The organism is Clostridium intestinale DSM 6191 (assembly GCF_900130055.1).
Taxonomy (GTDB): domain Bacteria; phylum Bacillota; class Clostridia; order Clostridiales; family Clostridiaceae; genus Clostridium_T; species Clostridium_T intestinale.
In genome coordinates this window covers 38,007-55,755 of sequence record NZ_FQXU01000011.1, presented here as the reverse complement: position 1 = coordinate 55,755, position 17,749 = coordinate 38,007, and the positions used below count along the sequence as shown (strand labels likewise).

Here is a 17,749-nt window from a genome sequence, read left to right as displayed (position 1 = left end):
TAAAACCTTACTTATTATATTAATATATCTCTCTTTGTAAATGTTACGTGAGAAATGATGTAGAAAACAATCGTACTTATCAAAAGTAAACCTATACTAAAACCTATAGTTATATTAGGATTATTATATTGTAATGCAATACGCCCACTTAATATTTGACCAGCATCACCATAAGTAGTGAATAGGTAATGGGAAATCTTCTTCATAGGGGATAATATTTCTGTAAGTATTTGAATAAGTACAGTTATCGATGTAGTTACTGCCATTGATATCATACTAGTTTTAACTAAAGATGATACTAAAAACACAAATGCACAACATGCTATTATAAATAGTGCCTGCATAAGAAATGTTCTTATCGTAAAATTCCAAAGTGGTATTTGTTCACCCGTTCCAGCTATCTGAACTAAAGGATGCGCGCCATCCTGAAGCTGACTCATATCAAATTGATACCTAGCACCAAACATAGTAGGCACTCCTGAATATCCAAATCCTCTTAACAATCCAACTAGTAAAAAGGCAACAGTCTCAATAGATAGTATTAAAGTTACACAACTTATTACTACAGCTATAAACTTTGATAATAAAACTTTACCTCTAGATACTGGCTGAATAAGTAAAAACTTCATAGTTGCTGGAGTAAATTCTCCCGATACCATATCACTCATAAATAATGCTATCCCTACAGCTAAAAATATCATCCCCAAAGCCGACATAACTGTATCCATAAAATTAAAGCCTGTTACATCCCATGAGTTTATTGGTTTTAAATTGTTGTCCTTATAATAGTTAAGTTTATCTAAATCTGATTGTATGCTTGCTTTATATCTATTTGGAAGGGTTTCATCCTTTAGCTGATGTTTTAAATCATCTATCTGAATATTTAACTCATCTTTCCAGTTATCTTTAATTGTTCCATCATCTATTTGCTTCTTTAATGTATCAATAGTAGTTTTATTTTTCTCTATTTGCTCTTTCATTTGCAATTTCCTTGTTTCTGATGAAACATCTGAACTGGAATTTGAATCTAAATTCTTAAGATCTTCTTCCATCCACTTATTGTTTTCTTGTAGTTGACTCAATCTACCTTCTGGGGAATTTATTTGATTCATTCTTTTTTCATTAATATAGCTACCAACAAAAAGCATGGCTACAAAGGCTACAAATAGTATTGATATTACATATGTCTTTCCTCTACTGAATATTTTTTTTAATTCATTCCTTATTAACGTAAATAGCATTATCTTACTCCTCCTTCAACAAGTTCCATATATCTTTGTTCTAACCCTTTATGTCTCTTATAAACTTCTACTATCTCTATATCTTCCTTAACTAATTGTTGTACAAGTTTAGGAGAATATCCTTTTGGTATCGAAACTACAACTTGATCATCAAATACGTTAACACTATTTACAAATTTTAAATCTTTCATTAGATTCATAGCCTTATCATCTGCAGTTGTAACTACAACCAATGTTTCTTTTTCTGTTGCTAATCCATCTTCATTTATTTTTTCTACAGACTTTATCTCTCCTCCATTTATAAAAGCTACTCTATCACATAAGTGTTGTACCTCACTTAATATATGTGAAGAAACAAAAACAGACATACCTCTTTCTTTAGCCGCTTTTTTAACTATTTCTCTAAAATCTAATATTCCTGATGGGTCTAATCCATTGGTGGGTTCATCTAAGATCATAAGTTTAGGATTACCAAGCAAAGCAGCTCCAAGTCCTAATCTTTGTTTCATTCCTAAAGAATATTTCTTAACTTTATCCTCTATTCTAGTTCCCAAACCTATTAGGTCTATTATTTCTTCAACGTCTTTTTTAGGTATTTTTCTTATTCTAGCTATCTGCATTAAGTTTTCTCTTCCTGATAAATATCCATATAGCTCTGGATTTTCAACTACAGCTCCTAGGTTAGCTAAAGCCTTTTCTCTTTCTTTTTGTATATCATGTCCTGTTATCATTATATGCCCTTCATTTGGCGCTATAAGACCTACAAGCATTCTTATAGTAGTTGTTTTACCTGCTCCATTTGGTCCTAGAAACCCAAATATCTCTCCTTCTTCTACCTCAAAAGAAATATCTTTTATTATTTCTCTTTTTCCTAATCTTTTTTTAAGATTCTTTACTTCTAAAACTTTCATATTTTCCTCCCTGTATATAAAATAATAAAATTAATAGTTCATTAATAATGTTACCCTTAATTTCTTTCAATATAGTTATTAATATCTTAACTTTTTCTTATTTGCTTATTAATAAATACTTACAACATCTTTATTGCCTATATCTTTCAACATATTGTGACATGATTCATATAATATATTACTGAACAATGGAGGTGTGCCATGATTAATAATACAATTTCAGATTTTATGAATTCTTTAGACGATTTTTCTGATTTACAAGATAGTAATTGTGATTGCAGAAGAAAGAAATGTAAACCTAAGTGCTTTAAGATATGCGAATGTGATTGTGAAGATAAATGCGAAGATAAATGTGAGAGACAAAGACATGTTCATGAGTTTTTGGGAAGTACTAGACTAGCTACCTATGTTGGTGGTGTTCATAACCATCGCTTTGCAGGGGTTACTAGTCAAGCTATTCCTTATGGAAATTCACATGTTCATAAGATTTCTGTTAATACAGACTATTTTTCTGATCACTTTCATGGTATCTGTGTAGTTACCGGTCCAGCTATAGATGTAGGTGGAGGAAAACATGTACATCTAGTTCAAGGATTTACAACTATATCAGAATGCCATAAGCATAGTTTTATATTTACTACTCTAATAGAAAACCCTATACAATAAAAATTTAAAAGAGGTTTTCTGCATTTTTGCAGAAAACCTCCTCATTTTATATTATTTATATTCTTTTGCTTTTTCTTCGTTATCTAATACTCTTATAGTCCCTTGAGCTAAGGCTAAAAGTTCATCTTCTCCTGGATAAACTATTATTGGAGCTATCCAACCTGCTTTTTTAGTTACATCCCTAACTATATCCTTACTATACGCTATTCCTCCAGTTAGAATAATAGCATCCACTTTTCCATCAAGTACAACTGCATATTCACCTATTGCTTTACAAACTTGATATGCAAAAGCATTATATATAGCTGTAGATTTTTCGTCACCAGCTTTAACAGCATCCTCTACTACTCTAGCATCATTAGTGTCTAGATATGCTACATACCCACCATTACCTACTATTTTCTTATAAAGTTCTGCTTGTGTATACTTTCCACTGAAGCATAGTTTTATTAAGTCTCCAGCAGGAGTAGACCCAGCTCTTTCTGGAGAGAATGGACCTTCTCCATCTAATGCATTATTTACATCTATAATTCTACCAGCTTTATGAGCACCTACAGATACTCCTCCGCCCATATGAACTACTACTAAGTTAACATCTTCATAAGCTTTTCCTTGCTCTTTTGCATATCTTTTAGCTACAGCTTTTTGATTTAAAGCATGGAATATTGATTTTCTTGGCAGTTCTGGAACTCCTGAAAATCTTGCTACGTCCTCTAATTCATCAACTACAACCGGATCAACTATAAATGCTCTTACCCCAACTTCTTTTGCTATTTCATTAGCTAATATAGCTCCTAAGTTAGAAGCATGTTGTCCATATTTAGCTAGCTTTAAATCTTCAAGTAAAGTTTCATTTACTTCATAAGCACCACCTGGAATAGGTTTAAGCATTCCACCTCTACCTACTATAGCACTTAAAGTTTCTATATCAAAATTATTTTCTTTTAATGCTTCAAGTATTATTCCTTTTCTAAAATCTTTTTGAGCATATATAGATTCGTATTTACCTATTTCTTCTGCAGAATGTCTTAGTGTTTTCTCAAAAACTTCCTTTTCATTTTCATAAACACCTATTTTAGTCGAAGTAGAACCAGGATTTATTATTAGTAATTTATAAGCCATGATAGCATCTCCCTTATAATTATTTACTTTCTGCTACTAATGCAGCTAAAGCTATTGAATTAACTTTAGTTTCAACAGAGTCTGCTCTAGAAGTTAATATAACTGGTGATGAAGTTCCTACTAAACAGCCCCCATTTCTTGAGTGAGATAGATATGTTAAGCATTTATACATAACATTTGCTGTTTCTATATCTGGAAGCAAGAATACATCTGCTTTTCCTGCTACTGGACTATTTATATTCTTATGCTGAGCCGCTTCCTCTGAAAGTGCATTATCAAGTGCTAAAGGACCATCAACTATACATCCCTTAATTTGTCCTCTTTCACTCATTTTTGATAACATAGCCGCATCAACTGTTGCTTTCATATCGGTATTAACTACTTCAACTGCACATATTGGTGCAACCTTAGGTACTTCTATGCCACATGCATGAGCCACCTTAACTGAATTGTTTATTATATCAACTTTTGCTTTTAAATCTGGGTAAGTATTAAATGCTGCATCTGTTAAAAATAAAAGTCTATCAAACTTATCTATATCAAAAACAGCTACATGAGACATTAATTTACCCGTTCTTAATCCAACCTCTTTATTTAAAACACTTCTTAAAAAAGTTGCTGTATCTACTAATCCTTTCATAAGCATATCCGCTCTACCTGTAGAAACTAACTGAACTGCAAATAAAGCTGCTTTTTTTGCATCTGCTTCGTGGATAATTTCAAATTTAGTTAAGTCCATATCTAACGTTTTAGCTATTTTCTCAATCTTTCCCTTATCTCCAACTAATATAGCATCTGCAATTCCTTGCTCTTTAGCAACTTTTATAGCTTCAAGTACTGGTTCATCTTGAGCTACAGCTACAGCTACTTTTTTTCTGCTTACACTTTGTAATTTTGATAATAATTCATCAAAGTTTTTGCTCATGTATTACACCTCTTTTATAAATTTATTAATATTTCAATGTTTAATTAGCATTTTTTAGAATATTATTAATTATAATCCATATTTATTGTTAATTTTATAACAATAAAGAGTAAAATTTTTTCCTATCTCTATTCTATCAGAAAAAAATACTAAAGCTCCTTTTTTCAGAATATTTAAATTAATCTTTTTTAACTAGGCAATTAATTTTTACTAATTGCCTAGTTAATATTAAATTGGCTTAAACTCTTTAATTATATTCTCAGCGGCTTTTATTCCATCTACAGCTGCTGATACTATTCCACCAGCAAAACCCGCACCTTCTCCTGTTGGATATAGTCCTTCTACAGATACACTTTCAAGTTTTTCATTTCTTTTCATCCTAACAGGTGCTGATGTTCTAGTTTCAATGCCTGTCATTACAGCATCTTTATCCCCAAAACCTTTTATCTTTCTATCAAAAGCCGTTAATCCTTCTTTCAATCCATCAATAACATACCTTGGTAGACATTTACTCATATCAGTTAACTCATAACCAGGCATATAACTCGGTTTAACATTTCCAATAAGTTTTGATCTTTCTCCTCTTAAGAAATCTCCCACTAATTGTACTGGCGCTATGTAATCCCCACCACCAGCTTCGTAAGCTAGTTGTTCATATTTTCTTTGAAATTCTATTCCTGATAAAGGCGATTTTGTCTCAAAGTCTTCAGGTCCTACTGTCACAACAATAGCCGAATTTGCATTTTCTTCACTTCTAGAATTATAACTCATACCATTAGTAACTAATCTATTTTCCTCAGAAGCTGTTGCAACAACTAACCCTCCTGGGCACATGCAGAAAGAATATATTCCTCTCCCTGTTTTTTCACCTTCATGTGTTAATCTATATTCAGCTGCCTTTAATCTTGGATGTCCAGCATATTTACCATATTGATTCCTATCTATAAGCTCTTGAGGATGCTCAACTCTTACCCCTATTGCAAAAGGTTTTTGTTCCATGTCAACACCTATTTTATGAAGCATTTCGTAAGTATCTCTTGAGCTATGTCCTATTGCAAGTATCAATCTTTCACAAGGTATAATATCCTCATTTACTTTTATAGCTTTAACTTTTCCATTTTCTATTGTTATATCTTTAAGTAATGAGTTGAAATGAACTTCTCCACCTAACTCTATAATTTCATTTCTTATTTTCTCAACAACCTTCTTTAATACATCTGTCCCTACATGAGGTTTAGCCTTATATAAAATCTCCTCTGAAGCTCCACCTTTAACCAAAGCTTGCAATACATAATCACATCTGTAGTCTTTTATTCTTGTAGTTAATTTTCCATCTGAGAATGTTCCAGCTCCACCCTCTCCAAATTGAACATTAGATTCTTTGTTTAATATTCCCTTTTCCCAAAATAGTTCTACAGTTTTGCTTCTTTTATCAACTTCTTCTCCACGTTCAAATATGATAGGCTTATATCCATTTCTAGCTAATAAAAGTGCTCCAAACAAACCAGCTGGTCCCATTCCTATAACTACAGGTCTATTTTTTAGCTTTTTATCCCCAATACTCAAATTATCGCTATAGTCCATATCCTCTATCTTTACATCTTTATCTTTAAGCTTGTTTACAATTGACATCTCATTTTCTATTTCTACATCTATACAATAATTAAATTTTATTAAATCTTTTTTTCTCGCATCAATTGATTCTTTTACTATTTTTATTTCTGGTACATCGCTTAAAGGTATATTTAATTTTTTAGCCACCTTTTTTTTTAATAATGAAGTATCCTCTTCTATATTTAAGCTTAAATTATTTATCCTAATTGACATATTTCCTCCTCTAAAACTACTGTTCTTTTTTTGTTATAGTAGCTTTAACTTTATCATTAGATGTTATAGTTATATTTTCTATTGAATTATCAAAAGTTATCTTAGGCGAGATATCATAACTTCCTTCTGTTAAAGAAGTTAAATCAACCTCTCCTTTAAACATATTAACATTTACCTTATTTACGCTGCTCTCATTACCTTTTACAGTTACCTTAACCTCTGTTTTACTTAAAGCAGAATTAAAATTCTCTCCTAATCCTTTAGTAATTAGAGAAACCGAGAAATCCTTAGAAATTATCTTCTCTACTTCCACATTTACAGATATAGTATTATCTACACTCTGTACGCCTTCTGGTAGACTTAACTTTACGCTAATATCTGTTGTGGTAGTTATTTTAGATAAATCTATGGCTTCAGTATATACTTCAGATATTTTATCAGTTATGTCTTTATCTCCCTTTAACTCTATATAGGTTTTAGAAGGAGTTATAGCTTTTATTGCCAAGTCACTTCTTAGTTGCCCAGAAGTTCTAACGCTTACTTTAGCTGGCTTTAACTGTCTTACTGGAACAGTTATATCAACTGTGGATGGTTGAATAGTTACATTTTCGACTACTTTATTTTCATCATCTACAGCTTTTAGCTGTACCGTAGAGAGTAAATCAGAATCTAAACTTTTAAACTCCCCTTTAGCTACAACATTTTGAACTGAATTAACATATTCCGCTGGTCCAGATACATTCACCTTATTATAAGACAAGCTGGTCTCCCCTAAATAATATCCATTTTTAGCTGTTAATGTTAACTCCTGTTTTATTGATACACTTCTAGTCTGAAGCTCATCAATCACTATATTTACTTTCAAATTACTACTTTTTTTAATATTTATATTATCTGGATAATCTACTATCTCTACAGGCACACTGTTTTCACCCTTTTTAAGTACATAATCTCCTAAATCTACGGTTATTTTAAACTGATCTCTCTTTACAGAATAAAGCTCGGATCTAGGTCCCTCTAACTTCAAGTCTACATAAACATTTTGATTTGGCGATAAAGTTAAACCTGAATTATTTAGTGACGTTTCATTTATTAGTTCAACAGGCACCTTATCCAAACTATAGGTGGTAACAGGATTTTCTACATTCGATATGTAAAGCCATAATCCGAAGGAAAGTACTAAACAAATTAGTTGTATTATTATTTGTCGTTTTTTACTACTTTTCTGATCCATACTTTCACCCTTTCTCCTGCTGTTTTAACTCGCTTACTCTGTTTATTTTCTATGACCTTACCTAAAATAGTTCTTAATTTTTCTTTATCATAATTTCTAGTTAATCTTCCATTAATAGCTAAGGATATGGTACCAGTCTCTTCCGATACTATTATTATTATTGCATCACAAATTTCAGATAATCCTATTGCTGCTCTATGTCTTGTTCCTAATTTCTTATTGATATCATTATTTGAGGTTAGCGGTAAAACACATCCTGATGCAACTATCCTACTATTTTTAATAATTGTAGCACCATCATGTAGAGGCGTGTTAACTACAAAGATATTCTCAAGCATAGCTGATGAAACCAATCCATCTATTCTAGTTCCACTGGCCATAAAATCTCCTAAGCCTGTACTTTGTTCAATTACAATCAAAGCTCCTGTTTTAGTTTTTGCTAATGCATCTACTGCAATAACTACTTCATTTATAGTTTTATTTATTTCTTCTTTATCTTGTACTGTATGAATATCATCAAAAGCACTTCTTCCCAAATGCTCTAAAGCTCTCCTTATTTCAGGTTGAAATATTATTACTATTGTTAATACTCCAATAGTAATAGTTTTATTCAAAATAACATATAACATATTCAATCTAAGTACATAGCTAATAGGAATAAGCACAACTATAAATAGTATTCCTTTTAAAAGCTGTTCTGCTCTAGTATCTTTAATAAGCATATAAGATTTATAGAATATATACGCTACTACTAGAATATCTAAAACGGACCAAACTGATATATTTTTAATTGTATTAATAGTTAAATTTATGAACTCGTTCAAACTCTTCACCTCCAGCTAACCCTTATGTATATCTTAAATTATACACCAATTTTTACATTCTTAGTATCATTCCTGTCACAAATTTGTATAAAGTAATCATTAAATCAATAGGATTAACATAATATTAAATATACTTATTATAGAAATGGGGGATTTAAATGAAAATTAAAAATAATCTTCATTATATTATTCTTATAATTGTTTTGTTTATGCTTGTAACTTATATAGGATTTGATTATTTTTCTAAATCTAAAAACACTACATTGATACCATCTACTATTTCATCAATTAACAACTCCTATAATGATTTAGATGGAGTTAATTATGACTTTGATAATATCGTTGAAATATGTAAAGAAAACTTAAATGCGATTAGTTCTTTAAAAACTAAGGATAGCGACTATTCAGAACTACTTAACAATTATAATTCTTACTTTACTAGTTTTATGTCACTAAAAGATAACAAAAATCCTACTTCTAATTATATTATCGTACTAAATTCATTATTAGAAACCCTTGAAGACATTAAAAGTTATTATTCAAACGATGATACTTCTTCTACTATAAAAAATTTTCAATATTTTTATAAATACAATAGAACTTTTTTACTTAAAGAGCTTGATGCTGCTAAAAAATCTCTTAATGCTGAGATTACTAATTCTATAACAACCGATTACTCTAATTCCATGAATAAATTTTATTCAACCTTATCAGCAATATGTCAGAACTTAACACCAGCTCTCCAAAGATGTTATGATAACAAATCAACTGTAGATAATATACTTAATGATGTTTATATAAAACAGGCTGATATCAAAACATTAAAGGAAGAAATAACAAAAGTATCTATACCGCCCGAACATTATTCAAGTTTTGAAGGGCTACAAGAGTTAGTAAAATTATGTGACATATATTTAGAATCCATGAGAGAGGTATTGGTTGCAGAATCTTCTTCTCCTTCTTATGATAAAGAGCTTAAAGACATATATGAAAATCCATTTTCAAAATATGATGACTTGACTATAAGACTTTCCGAATACAGAGAAAGTAATTCTCCTATAATCAAATAAAATTTATGTATTAATATCTTTTTTTGGGTTAAACTACCTTAGAACAGGGTTTATCCAAAAGGAGGAGAAATATGAAGAAATTCTATTTATTTTTATTCTTCTTTTTAACCTTTTTCTTTTTTTTAGGTGGTTACAGGGCATATTCTGTAGAGAAAATAGTCCCTAAGGATTTGACCAACAATATAAGTCTTATGGATATTGACAGCATAAATGGGGAGAGAAGATTATTAACCATTAATAAAAATGAGACTAAAGATTTATACAAGGAAAAAGAAGAAGTTGTTGAAGTTTTTTCTTACAACAACAAAACTCTGTATATTACAGAAGACGACTTAAATTTAATGGCTAAAATTGTTCACGCGGAATCAAAAGGGGAACCTCAGCAGGGTAAAATTGCAGTTGCATCTGTAATTTTAAACAGGGTAACTGACCCTAAATTTCCGGACACTATAAGAGAAGTCATAATGCAAAAAAATGCATTCTCTTGTGTTGTAAATGGAGAGATTAATGTAACTCCTAATGAGGCATCATACGCTGCTGTTTACGATGCTATTAAAGGAGTGGATCCAACAAACGAAGCCTTGTTCTTCTACAATCCATCCATAGCTACTTGTAGTTGGATGAAGAATGTAGAAAAGAAAAAAGTAACTAATATCGGACATCATGTTTTCTTCTGTACTTAAAAAAGGTCGCTTATAGCGACCTTTTACAATTTACTTACATATGAAACTGCATTAAGTGCAGCTATCAAACCTTCTCCAGCTGCTTTTATATACTGGTGTGGTCTTCCTACACAGTCACCTGCTGCAAAACATCCCTTTAAGTTTGTAGCCATATTCCTATCAACTTTAATATGTCCTTCTTCAACTTCTAATCCAGGAACTAATTGATCTGGAGATATAGCATCTCTTAAAAAGAATATTCCATCAGTTATAATTTCTCTATTTTTAAGTTTAAGTTTCTCTACTTTACCTTCACCTACAACCTGCTCAGGAGTATCAAATACAACTTCAACTTTTTCACTTAATGCATAAACTCCTTTATACATAGGTATATAATAAACTTTTGAAGCCAGCTCACTTACATAATTAGCTTCTTCTTCACTTTCAGTATTATACCCCACTATGGTAACAACTTTTCCTTTATACAAAGGAGCATCACAGGTCGCACAATATCCAACACCCTTGCCTAATAGATTTTCTTCTCCATCAATAGGTTTCGTATATTCCACACCTGTAGCTAAGATTACAGAACTAGCTTCATAAATCTTATCATTAACCATTAGTGCATAATAATCTCCCATAGCATATATGTTATTGACTCTTTCATAATTAATACTTATGTGCATTTCTTTAATATGCTTTTCAAAATAATCCTTAAGTTCTGTACCTTTTATGCCTGGAAGTCCTAAATAGTTATTTATTTTAGGAGCTTTAGTAAGCTTTGTACTAAACTCCTTATTTCCAAATATTATAAAATTTTTATTTCTAATTTTGGCATTTATAGCAGCTGAAAGCCCTGCAGGACCAGTTCCAACAATAGCTATATCATATCTCTCACTCATAATATATCTCCCAACATATTAAATGTGTTTTTTAAGTTCGGCTGCAAGAACCTCTTTAGGTTTAAAACCAGTTATAGAGTTAACTAATTCTCCACTTTTAAATACCTTTAGAGTTGGTATTGTTGATACTCCATACTCGTTAGCTAAAGCCGGATTCTTATCAACATCTAGTTTCACGAACTTTACAGCATCCATATCTTGAGAAAGAGAGTCTAATACAGGAGCTAGCATCTTACATGGACCACACCAAGTCGCCCAAAAATCAACTACCACAACTCCATTGTGTTCTTTAACCTCTTCATTAAAATTATTTACATCTACTTGTAACATATTTATACCTCCTTATACCCCCTTAGGGTATTATATGGTATTAATTATAGATTTAGTTTTTCTATTTGTCAACAAAATATATGTCAGCTCTTTTCAAAGGTTCCTTTGATTAATACCTCTTTATTTTTCATTAATATCTTCCCTTTGGCTATAACAGTATCTATGTCTAAATTATCTTTATCTAAAAGAAGAATATCTGCATCTTTACCTTTTTCTATAAGCCCTTTATTCTCCAACTTTAAAATATGTGCTACATTAGAAGTAACTACTTGAAGCACATCCTCTAGCGGTAGTTTTTCTATTAATACAGCATCCTTAAATTCCCTATATAATGATTCTGGTAAACATATACCTACACCTATTATTTGATTTTTTTCATCAAATACTGGTAAACTACCATTACCATCAGAAGAGAAACTTATTTGTTTTAAAGGAACTCCCTCACTTAACATTCTTTTAAGTCCATTACTTGCCTTTACCTCATCTTGTTCTAGGTGTTCAGGATCAGAGGCTGTAGTTAAATCTACATATCCACCATCCTTAGCATATTTTATAGCATCTATAAAAAGTTTCTCATTTCTATTAACATGAGTTGGAAGTAATTGCTCTAAAGGTATTTCCCCCTCTTCTTTTACTCTGAAAAGATAGTTCATCTTATTATTTCCATTACCTAAATGTATATTTACAATTCCTGCTTTACCAGATAAAAGTCCGCCTACTCTAGTATCTGCAACTACTTTTATAAACTCACTATAAGTAGCTTGAGAACTTCTACTGTCACTTATAGCAACTTCTCCAACTCCTATAACCTTTTGCAGAAGAATTATATCATTTTTAATGTTCTCAGTAGCTGTAATAACAGGTATATCATAAGATCCTGTATAACAATATGTTGTTATACCTTCTTCCTCTAAAGCATAAGCTTTAGCTAAAAGTGCTTTTAAGTTTCTAGTGATTCCATCCGTTCCTATACATCCAACTACAGTAGTGGTTCCAGCTTTTATAAATTCACTTAAAGATATTTCTGGCGTCCTGCTTTTAAATCCATCTTCCCCACCAGCTCCCATTATATGTACATGAGAGTCAATAAATCCTGGAACAGCTATAAAGCCCTCTCCATCTATAACATCAATTTCTAAAAAATCCTTTGGAATTTTAATGCTATCATAAATCCCTTCAATTTTGTCATTGGCAAGTACTATAACTTTCCTACCTTCATATTTTGGTGCATATAGCTCTACATTCTTTATGATTTTTATCATTGATGTACCTCCTAAAACTATTGTCCTAATATTTCCTTAATATTAGAGTTATTATACATGGAGTTACTGTATGTATCTTTGATAATTTGAGCATATTTTTTACTTTCTTCCTTATTTATATCTTTATTTATCATAGCTAATTTATAAGTTACCTCTGCTCTATAATCACCATCTGCAAATTCATTTAAGTAATACTTATATTGATCTATTGCTTTATCATACTCCTCCATCTTTTCATAACAAGAAGCTATCATATAAGCAACATGGGGTCTTAAATAGTTTCCCTCACTTATACTGTACGCTTTCTCATATTCTTTTATAGCATTCCCAAAATCTTTAGATTTAAATAATGTATTTCCCTTATCATAAAAATGTTTTACTCCCTCTAAATCTAACAATTCTTTAGATTGACTATATAGCTTCTTTTGATTAGTATCTAAGGTGCTTTTATCCACATCTTTGATAAATTCACCAATTTTTTCGTAATCCTTGCTAGATATATAACTTTTTAAATCATCCCAATTCTTAACAGTCAATTCCTTTTTAACTAATTCATCAATTTTTGCATCATTTTCTTTTTGTTCAGCACTTTCATTGATAGTTATATCACTGCTTGTATTATCTTTTCCTTTAATCATTGAGCTTATAGGCTTTATTAATACGACTATTGCTAATACAACTACTAACGAAGCGCCTATAACTATTTTTTGCTTTTGAGTAACCTTTGGTTTTTCTTCTGGGAAATCAGCTATTTCCTTTTTTAATTCCTTTAACTCTTCATTATTTCTATCTTTTTCTGCTACTTTTATTAAATGAAATTTAGCTTTATCTTGTTCACCTAGTTTAAGGTAACATTTAGCTATTAATATGTTTACATTTATAAAATTAAAGTCACTTTCTCTACATTCTTCTAAAATCTCTAAAGCTTCTTTGATTTTTGTTTTATTAAATAAGGAATTTGCTTGAACATACATCTCTAATTTATTAGAATCTTCCTCTAAAGAAATTAAATATTTTTTAGCAGTTTCATCGTCATTAAAATCCTTACATATTTTCCAGGTAGCTTTAGCACCTTCATAATCACCTTCTATATATAACAATAATCCTTTTAAATTAATTAATGCAGCATTCGATAGCCCTAATGACATACCTATTTCACATACATCTAAAGCCTTTTCTAAGTTACCATTTGAATAATGTTTCATCGCTCTATTATAAAGTTTACTTCCTTCATTTTTCATTATTAACATCACCTCAACATATTTCTACATAAAATTATATCATATATAAAAAACTAGATGGTTAACAAAATGAAAAACATTGTAGGAAATTTAAGGATTATATAATAAAACATCACAAAAAAGAGCTTTATATCTATATTATTGATACAAAGCTCTTTAAATATATTATTTACTATTAAAACTTTCTATTCTAAGTATATTATCCACACTTTCCAAAGAGTCTAATTCCTTTATTCTATCTACGGAATTCATTAAATCTCCCTCTTTAGTATGGTGAGTTATTATAACTAATGAAGCACTATCTGCTTCTCTCTCTCTTTGAATGATTGATCTCATACTTACATTATTTTTACCAAAGATAGTAGTTATATCTCCTAATACTCCTGGTTTATCTTTTACTGTTATTCTTAAATAATATCTTCTATTAACCTCTGACATAGGTTTAAGATTTCTTTCCCATAAATTATTCTTTATAGCAGAATAATTTTCTAGATTACTTTCGTTTCTTAATACAGAAAGTATATCTCCAACCACAGCTGAACCAGTTGGTAAATCTCCTGCTCCTCTTCCATAAAGCATTAAATCCCCTACTGCATTTCCTTTAATGAATATAGCGTTAAAAGAATCATAAACATTTGCTAATGGATGAGTTTTAGGTATAAGTGTTGGATGCACTCTTAGTTCTAATTCTCCATTTACATCTTTTGCAATAGCTAGAAGTTTTATTACAAAACCTAATTCCTTGGCATACTTTATATCCATAGAGTTTATCTTTGTAATTCCTTCTCTATAGATATCTTCATATCTTATCTTTGTTCCAAAGGCTAAAGATGATATTATAGCCAACTTATAAGTAGCATCATATGCTTCTATGTCCGATGTCGGATCTGCTTCTGCGTAGCCCTTTTCTTGAGCTTCTTTTAAAGCATCATCAAAATCCATGTCTTCTAGTTCCATTTTAGATAATATATAATTAGTTGTTCCGTTAACTATTCCATAGATCTGTTCAATTTTATTTGCAGCTAAACTTTCATTAACACCTTGAATTATAGGAATTCCTCCTGCTACAGAAGCTTCGTAATAGAACATTACACCTTCTCTATCTGCCGCTTCAAATAACTCCTCTCCTTCAGTTGCTAAAACCATTTTGTTAGCTGTAACTACATGTTTTTTCTTACTCATTGCCTCTAACATATATTCTTTGGCAGGGTTTACTCCTCCCATAAGTTCTACAACTATCTTTATTTCTTTATCTTCTACTATGTCTAAATAATTTGTTGTTAATATTTCATCTGGAACTTCTACCCCTCTAGCTTTATCTTTATCTCTAACTAGAATCTTAGAAATTTCTACATCATAACCAGAACGCTTTCTTATCTCTTCTCCGTTCTCGTTAATTATATTCCAAACTCCTCTTCCTACATTACCTAAACCTAATAAGGCAATCTTTATCTTTTTCATTACGCTCCCCCTTTTTATTTAATAAAACACCCCAATGAAATAAATAAAAAGTCAAATATAAATTATATTATATCTATATTTTAAATAAAATTCCACATAAATATTCCTATAAAAAAATATACGTTACCTTCTGTAGCAATTTTCATCTTTAAATGTCCGAACATTCGAACATTCGAATGTTCGGACATTTAAAGATGAAAAAAAAGAAGAAGTGATTTCTCACTTCTCCAATACGCATTTTGATTAAAGAGCTATCTATATATATCTATTGCTCCATTATTAATTTTTTAGCATTTAGCATTGATGAAGCACTCATTGAGAACTCATCTAAGCCATATTCTACTAGTGTAGGTATAGCTGTTTCATCGCCAGCCATTTCTCCACACATTCCTACCCACTTACCATGTTTGTGTGCACCATCTATTGTCATCTTTATTAATCTTAACACTGCTGGGTGCATTGGGTTATATAAGTATGATACTTTTTCACTCATTCTATCAGCAGCAAGTGTGTACTGAATTAAATCATTTGTTCCTATTGAGAAGAAGTCAACATGTTTTGCTAGTTCATCAGCATAAACAGCTGCAGCTGGAATTTCAACCATGATACCCCATTGAATTTTATCTGAGTATTCTTTTCCTTCAGCTTTTAACTCAACTTTACATTCTTCTACAACTTCTCTTGCAGCTTCGAATTCTTCTAAGCCAGAAATCATTGGGAACATTACTGCAAGATTTCCATAGATAGAAGCTCTTAATAAAGCTCTTAATTGAACTTTAAATATTTCTTTTCTATCTAAACAAAGTCTTATTGCTCTATATCCTAAGAATGGATTCATTTCTTGTGGTAATGGCAGGTACGGAAGAGTTTTATCTCCACCAATATCTAAAGTTCTTATTACAACTTGCTTTCCTTCCATTTTTTCAAGAACATATTTATATGATTCATATTGTTCATCTTCAGTTGGAGCACTATCTCTATCCATATATAAGAACTCAGTTCTGAATAGACCTACTCCATCTCCACCGTTTGCTAATACTTGAAGAACATCTTCTGGCTTACCTATATTTCCACATACTTCCACTCTTTTACCAGTTTTAGTAACTGTTTTAACATCTACTAATTTTCTTAATTCTTCTTGTTCTTTTAAGAAGTTTTCTCTTTTAGCTTTATATTCTTCTATTGTAGCATTATCTGGATTTATGATAACATCTCCATTTATACCATCAACTATGATTGTATCTCCAGCTTTAACAGAAGTAGTTATATCACCTAATCCAACAACAGCAGGAATTTCTAAAGTTCTAGCCATTATCGCAGAGTGAGATGTTCTTCCTCCTATATTAGTTAAGAAAGCTATTACCTTACTTCTATCTAATTGAGCAGTATCTGAAGGTGTTAAGTCGTGTGCAACAACTATTGTATCTTCTTCAGTTATAGAGAATGCATCCCCGCCTTTTCCTGCAAGGTTAGCTATTATCCTGCTAGATACGTCTTTTATATCAGCTGCTCTTTCTCTCATGTATTCATCATCCATAGATTCGAATATCATTACAAATGTGTTAGTAACACCTTCTACAGCCTTCATAGCATTTAAGCTATTGTTTTCTATTTCCGCTTCCATTTGTCCACTGAATTCTGGATCGTCAAGAAGTGTTATATGAGCTTCAAATACAGCTGCTTTTTCTTCACCCATTTCTTTAGCAGCTTTTTCTTTTATTTTCTCTAATTGAGCTTTTGATGCGTCTAATGCTATATGTAATTTTTCTTTTTCACCTGCTATATCACTTACTTTTTCATCAGTTATAATTATTTCTTCATGTTCTTGTATATATGCTTTTCCTATAGAATAACCTTTAGAAGCTGCAATTCCTTTTTTCATACTAGAATTCCTCCTTATAAAAATAGCTATTAGCTTATATATTTCTCAATAAATCACCATATAAATAACAAGCAATTATAATGCCAAATATATTGTTTTCAATGCAAACAATAATATTATAACACACTTTTTTAAATTTATATGAAATGTAAATGTTTTTATAGTAAATGTATATTCACACTTTTAACT

Annotated in this window: 16 protein-coding genes; 3 read left to right on the top strand and 13 right to left on the bottom strand. The window is 30.8% G+C overall.

Annotated features, from left to right (window positions below; all coding sequences use genetic code 11):
- Window positions 1-14: 14 nt before the first annotated feature.
- Complete coding sequence (locus tag BUA92_RS16610; protein ID WP_073021413.1) at window positions 15-1,241, bottom strand: ABC transporter permease subunit; 1,227 nt, start codon at window positions 1,239-1,241, stop codon at window positions 15-17.
- Window positions 1,241-2,152 carry an ABC transporter ATP-binding protein gene (locus tag BUA92_RS16605; RefSeq protein ID WP_073021411.1) on the bottom strand — a complete coding sequence of 304 codons (912 nt, stop codon included), beginning with the start codon at window positions 2,150-2,152 and terminating at the stop codon, window positions 1,241-1,243. Before BUA92_RS16605 ends, BUA92_RS16610 begins: the two co-directional genes overlap by 1 nt.
- 312 nt (window positions 2,153-2,464) lie before the next feature.
- Here BUA92_RS16605 and BUA92_RS16600 point away from each other — a divergent pair, with 312 nt between their 5' ends.
- A complete protein-coding gene (locus tag BUA92_RS16600; RefSeq protein ID WP_073021595.1) occupies window positions 2,465-2,818 on the top strand; it encodes a YmaF family protein in 354 nt (117 codons plus the stop codon).
- Between the two features lie 51 nt (window positions 2,819-2,869).
- On the opposite strand, the gene buk is transcribed toward BUA92_RS16600, so the two are convergent.
- From buk to cdaA, 5 genes are all read right to left on the bottom strand, one after another.
- Window positions 2,870-3,940, bottom strand: a complete 1,071-nt coding sequence (buk, locus tag BUA92_RS16595) for a butyrate kinase (RefSeq protein WP_073021409.1) — start codon at window positions 3,938-3,940, stop codon at window positions 2,870-2,872.
- Between the two features lie 19 nt (window positions 3,941-3,959).
- The gene (gene ptb / locus BUA92_RS16590; RefSeq protein WP_073021406.1) at window positions 3,960-4,865 is read right to left on the bottom strand and encodes a phosphate butyryltransferase; all 906 of its coding nucleotides are present in this window, start codon (window positions 4,863-4,865) and stop codon (window positions 3,960-3,962) included.
- A gap of 228 nt (window positions 4,866-5,093) precedes the next feature.
- Complete coding sequence (locus tag BUA92_RS16585) at window positions 5,094-6,692, bottom strand: NAD(P)/FAD-dependent oxidoreductase (RefSeq protein ID WP_073021404.1); 1,599 nt, start codon at window positions 6,690-6,692, stop codon at window positions 5,094-5,096.
- A 16-nt stretch (window positions 6,693-6,708) separates the two neighbouring features.
- Window positions 6,709-7,926 (bottom strand): CdaR family protein, encoded by a 1,218-nt coding sequence (locus tag BUA92_RS16580; RefSeq protein WP_073021402.1) that lies wholly within the window; start codon window positions 7,924-7,926, stop codon window positions 6,709-6,711.
- Window positions 7,893-8,750, bottom strand: coding sequence for a diadenylate cyclase CdaA (gene cdaA, locus BUA92_RS16575; RefSeq protein ID WP_073021400.1), 858 nt, complete (start codon window positions 8,748-8,750; stop codon window positions 7,893-7,895). The genes BUA92_RS16580 and cdaA overlap by 34 nt, the downstream gene beginning before the upstream one ends.
- A gap of 158 nt (window positions 8,751-8,908) precedes the next feature.
- Between cdaA and BUA92_RS16570 the strand changes: the two genes are divergently transcribed.
- Complete coding sequence (locus BUA92_RS16570) at window positions 8,909-9,820, top strand: hypothetical protein (RefSeq protein WP_073021398.1); 912 nt, start codon at window positions 8,909-8,911, stop codon at window positions 9,818-9,820.
- A 71-nt stretch (window positions 9,821-9,891) separates the two neighbouring features.
- Window positions 9,892-10,503 carry a cell wall hydrolase gene (locus BUA92_RS16565; protein WP_021800209.1) on the top strand — a complete coding sequence of 204 codons (612 nt, stop codon included), beginning with the start codon at window positions 9,892-9,894 and terminating at the stop codon, window positions 10,501-10,503.
- A gap of 23 nt (window positions 10,504-10,526) precedes the next feature.
- Here BUA92_RS16565 and BUA92_RS16560 read toward each other — a convergent pair whose 3' ends face one another.
- From BUA92_RS16560 to ptsP, 6 genes are all read right to left on the bottom strand, one after another.
- Window positions 10,527-11,384, bottom strand: coding sequence for an NAD(P)/FAD-dependent oxidoreductase (locus tag BUA92_RS16560; RefSeq protein WP_073021395.1), 858 nt, complete (start codon window positions 11,382-11,384; stop codon window positions 10,527-10,529).
- Window positions 11,385-11,402: 18 nt separating this feature from the next.
- Window positions 11,403-11,714 (bottom strand): thioredoxin, encoded by a 312-nt coding sequence (gene trxA, locus BUA92_RS16555; RefSeq protein ID WP_073021393.1) that lies wholly within the window; start codon window positions 11,712-11,714, stop codon window positions 11,403-11,405.
- An 83-nt stretch (window positions 11,715-11,797) separates the two neighbouring features.
- Entirely contained in the window at window positions 11,798-12,976 is a 1,179-nt protein-coding gene (iadA, locus tag BUA92_RS16550) for a beta-aspartyl-peptidase (protein ID WP_073021391.1), read from the bottom strand.
- Window positions 12,977-12,993: 17 nt separating this feature from the next.
- Window positions 12,994-14,217, bottom strand: a complete 1,224-nt coding sequence (locus BUA92_RS16545) for a tetratricopeptide repeat protein (RefSeq protein WP_073021389.1) — start codon at window positions 14,215-14,217, stop codon at window positions 12,994-12,996.
- Between the two features lie 165 nt (window positions 14,218-14,382).
- Window positions 14,383-15,678 (bottom strand): homoserine dehydrogenase, encoded by a 1,296-nt coding sequence (locus BUA92_RS16540; protein WP_073021387.1) that lies wholly within the window; start codon window positions 15,676-15,678, stop codon window positions 14,383-14,385.
- A 265-nt stretch (window positions 15,679-15,943) separates the two neighbouring features.
- Window positions 15,944-17,560: a phosphoenolpyruvate--protein phosphotransferase gene (gene ptsP / locus BUA92_RS16535; RefSeq protein ID WP_073021384.1), complete on the bottom strand. Its 1,617-nt coding sequence runs from the start codon at window positions 17,558-17,560 to the stop codon at window positions 15,944-15,946.
- Window positions 17,561-17,749 lie beyond the last annotated feature (189 nt).

Bases quoted from the DNA above. Each gene is read 5' to 3' on its own strand.
- ptsP (WP_073021384.1), bottom strand. From the start codon at position 17,560: ATGAAAAAAGGAATTGCAGCTTCTAAAGGTTATTCTATAGGAAAAGCA.
- BUA92_RS16610 (WP_073021413.1), bottom strand. From the start codon at position 1,241: ATGCTATTTACGTTAATAAGGAATGAATTAAAAAAAATATTCAGTAGA.
- BUA92_RS16540 (WP_073021387.1), bottom strand. From the start codon at position 15,678: ATGAAAAAGATAAAGATTGCCTTATTAGGTTTAGGTAATGTAGGAAGA.
- buk (WP_073021409.1), bottom strand. From the start codon at position 3,940: ATGGCTTATAAATTACTAATAATAAATCCTGGTTCTACTTCGACTAAA.
- BUA92_RS16560 (WP_073021395.1), bottom strand. From the start codon at position 11,384: ATGAGTGAGAGATATGATATAGCTATTGTTGGAACTGGTCCTGCAGGG.
- BUA92_RS16545 (WP_073021389.1), bottom strand. From the start codon at position 14,217: ATGAAAAATGAAGGAAGTAAACTTTATAATAGAGCGATGAAACATTAT.
- iadA (WP_073021391.1), bottom strand. From the start codon at position 12,976: ATGATAAAAATCATAAAGAATGTAGAGCTATATGCACCAAAATATGAA.
- ptb (WP_073021406.1), bottom strand. From the start codon at position 4,865: ATGAGCAAAAACTTTGATGAATTATTATCAAAATTACAAAGTGTAAGC.
- BUA92_RS16565 (WP_021800209.1), top strand. From the start codon at position 9,892: ATGAAGAAATTCTATTTATTTTTATTCTTCTTTTTAACCTTTTTCTTT.
- BUA92_RS16605 (WP_073021411.1), bottom strand. From the start codon at position 2,152: ATGAAAGTTTTAGAAGTAAAGAATCTTAAAAAAAGATTAGGAAAAAGA.
- BUA92_RS16570 (WP_073021398.1), top strand. From the start codon at position 8,909: ATGAAAATTAAAAATAATCTTCATTATATTATTCTTATAATTGTTTTG.
- BUA92_RS16585 (WP_073021404.1), bottom strand. From the start codon at position 6,692: ATGTCAATTAGGATAAATAATTTAAGCTTAAATATAGAAGAGGATACT.
- trxA (WP_073021393.1), bottom strand. From the start codon at position 11,714: ATGTTACAAGTAGATGTAAATAATTTTAATGAAGAGGTTAAAGAACAC.
- BUA92_RS16580 (WP_073021402.1), bottom strand. From the start codon at position 7,926: ATGGATCAGAAAAGTAGTAAAAAACGACAAATAATAATACAACTAATT.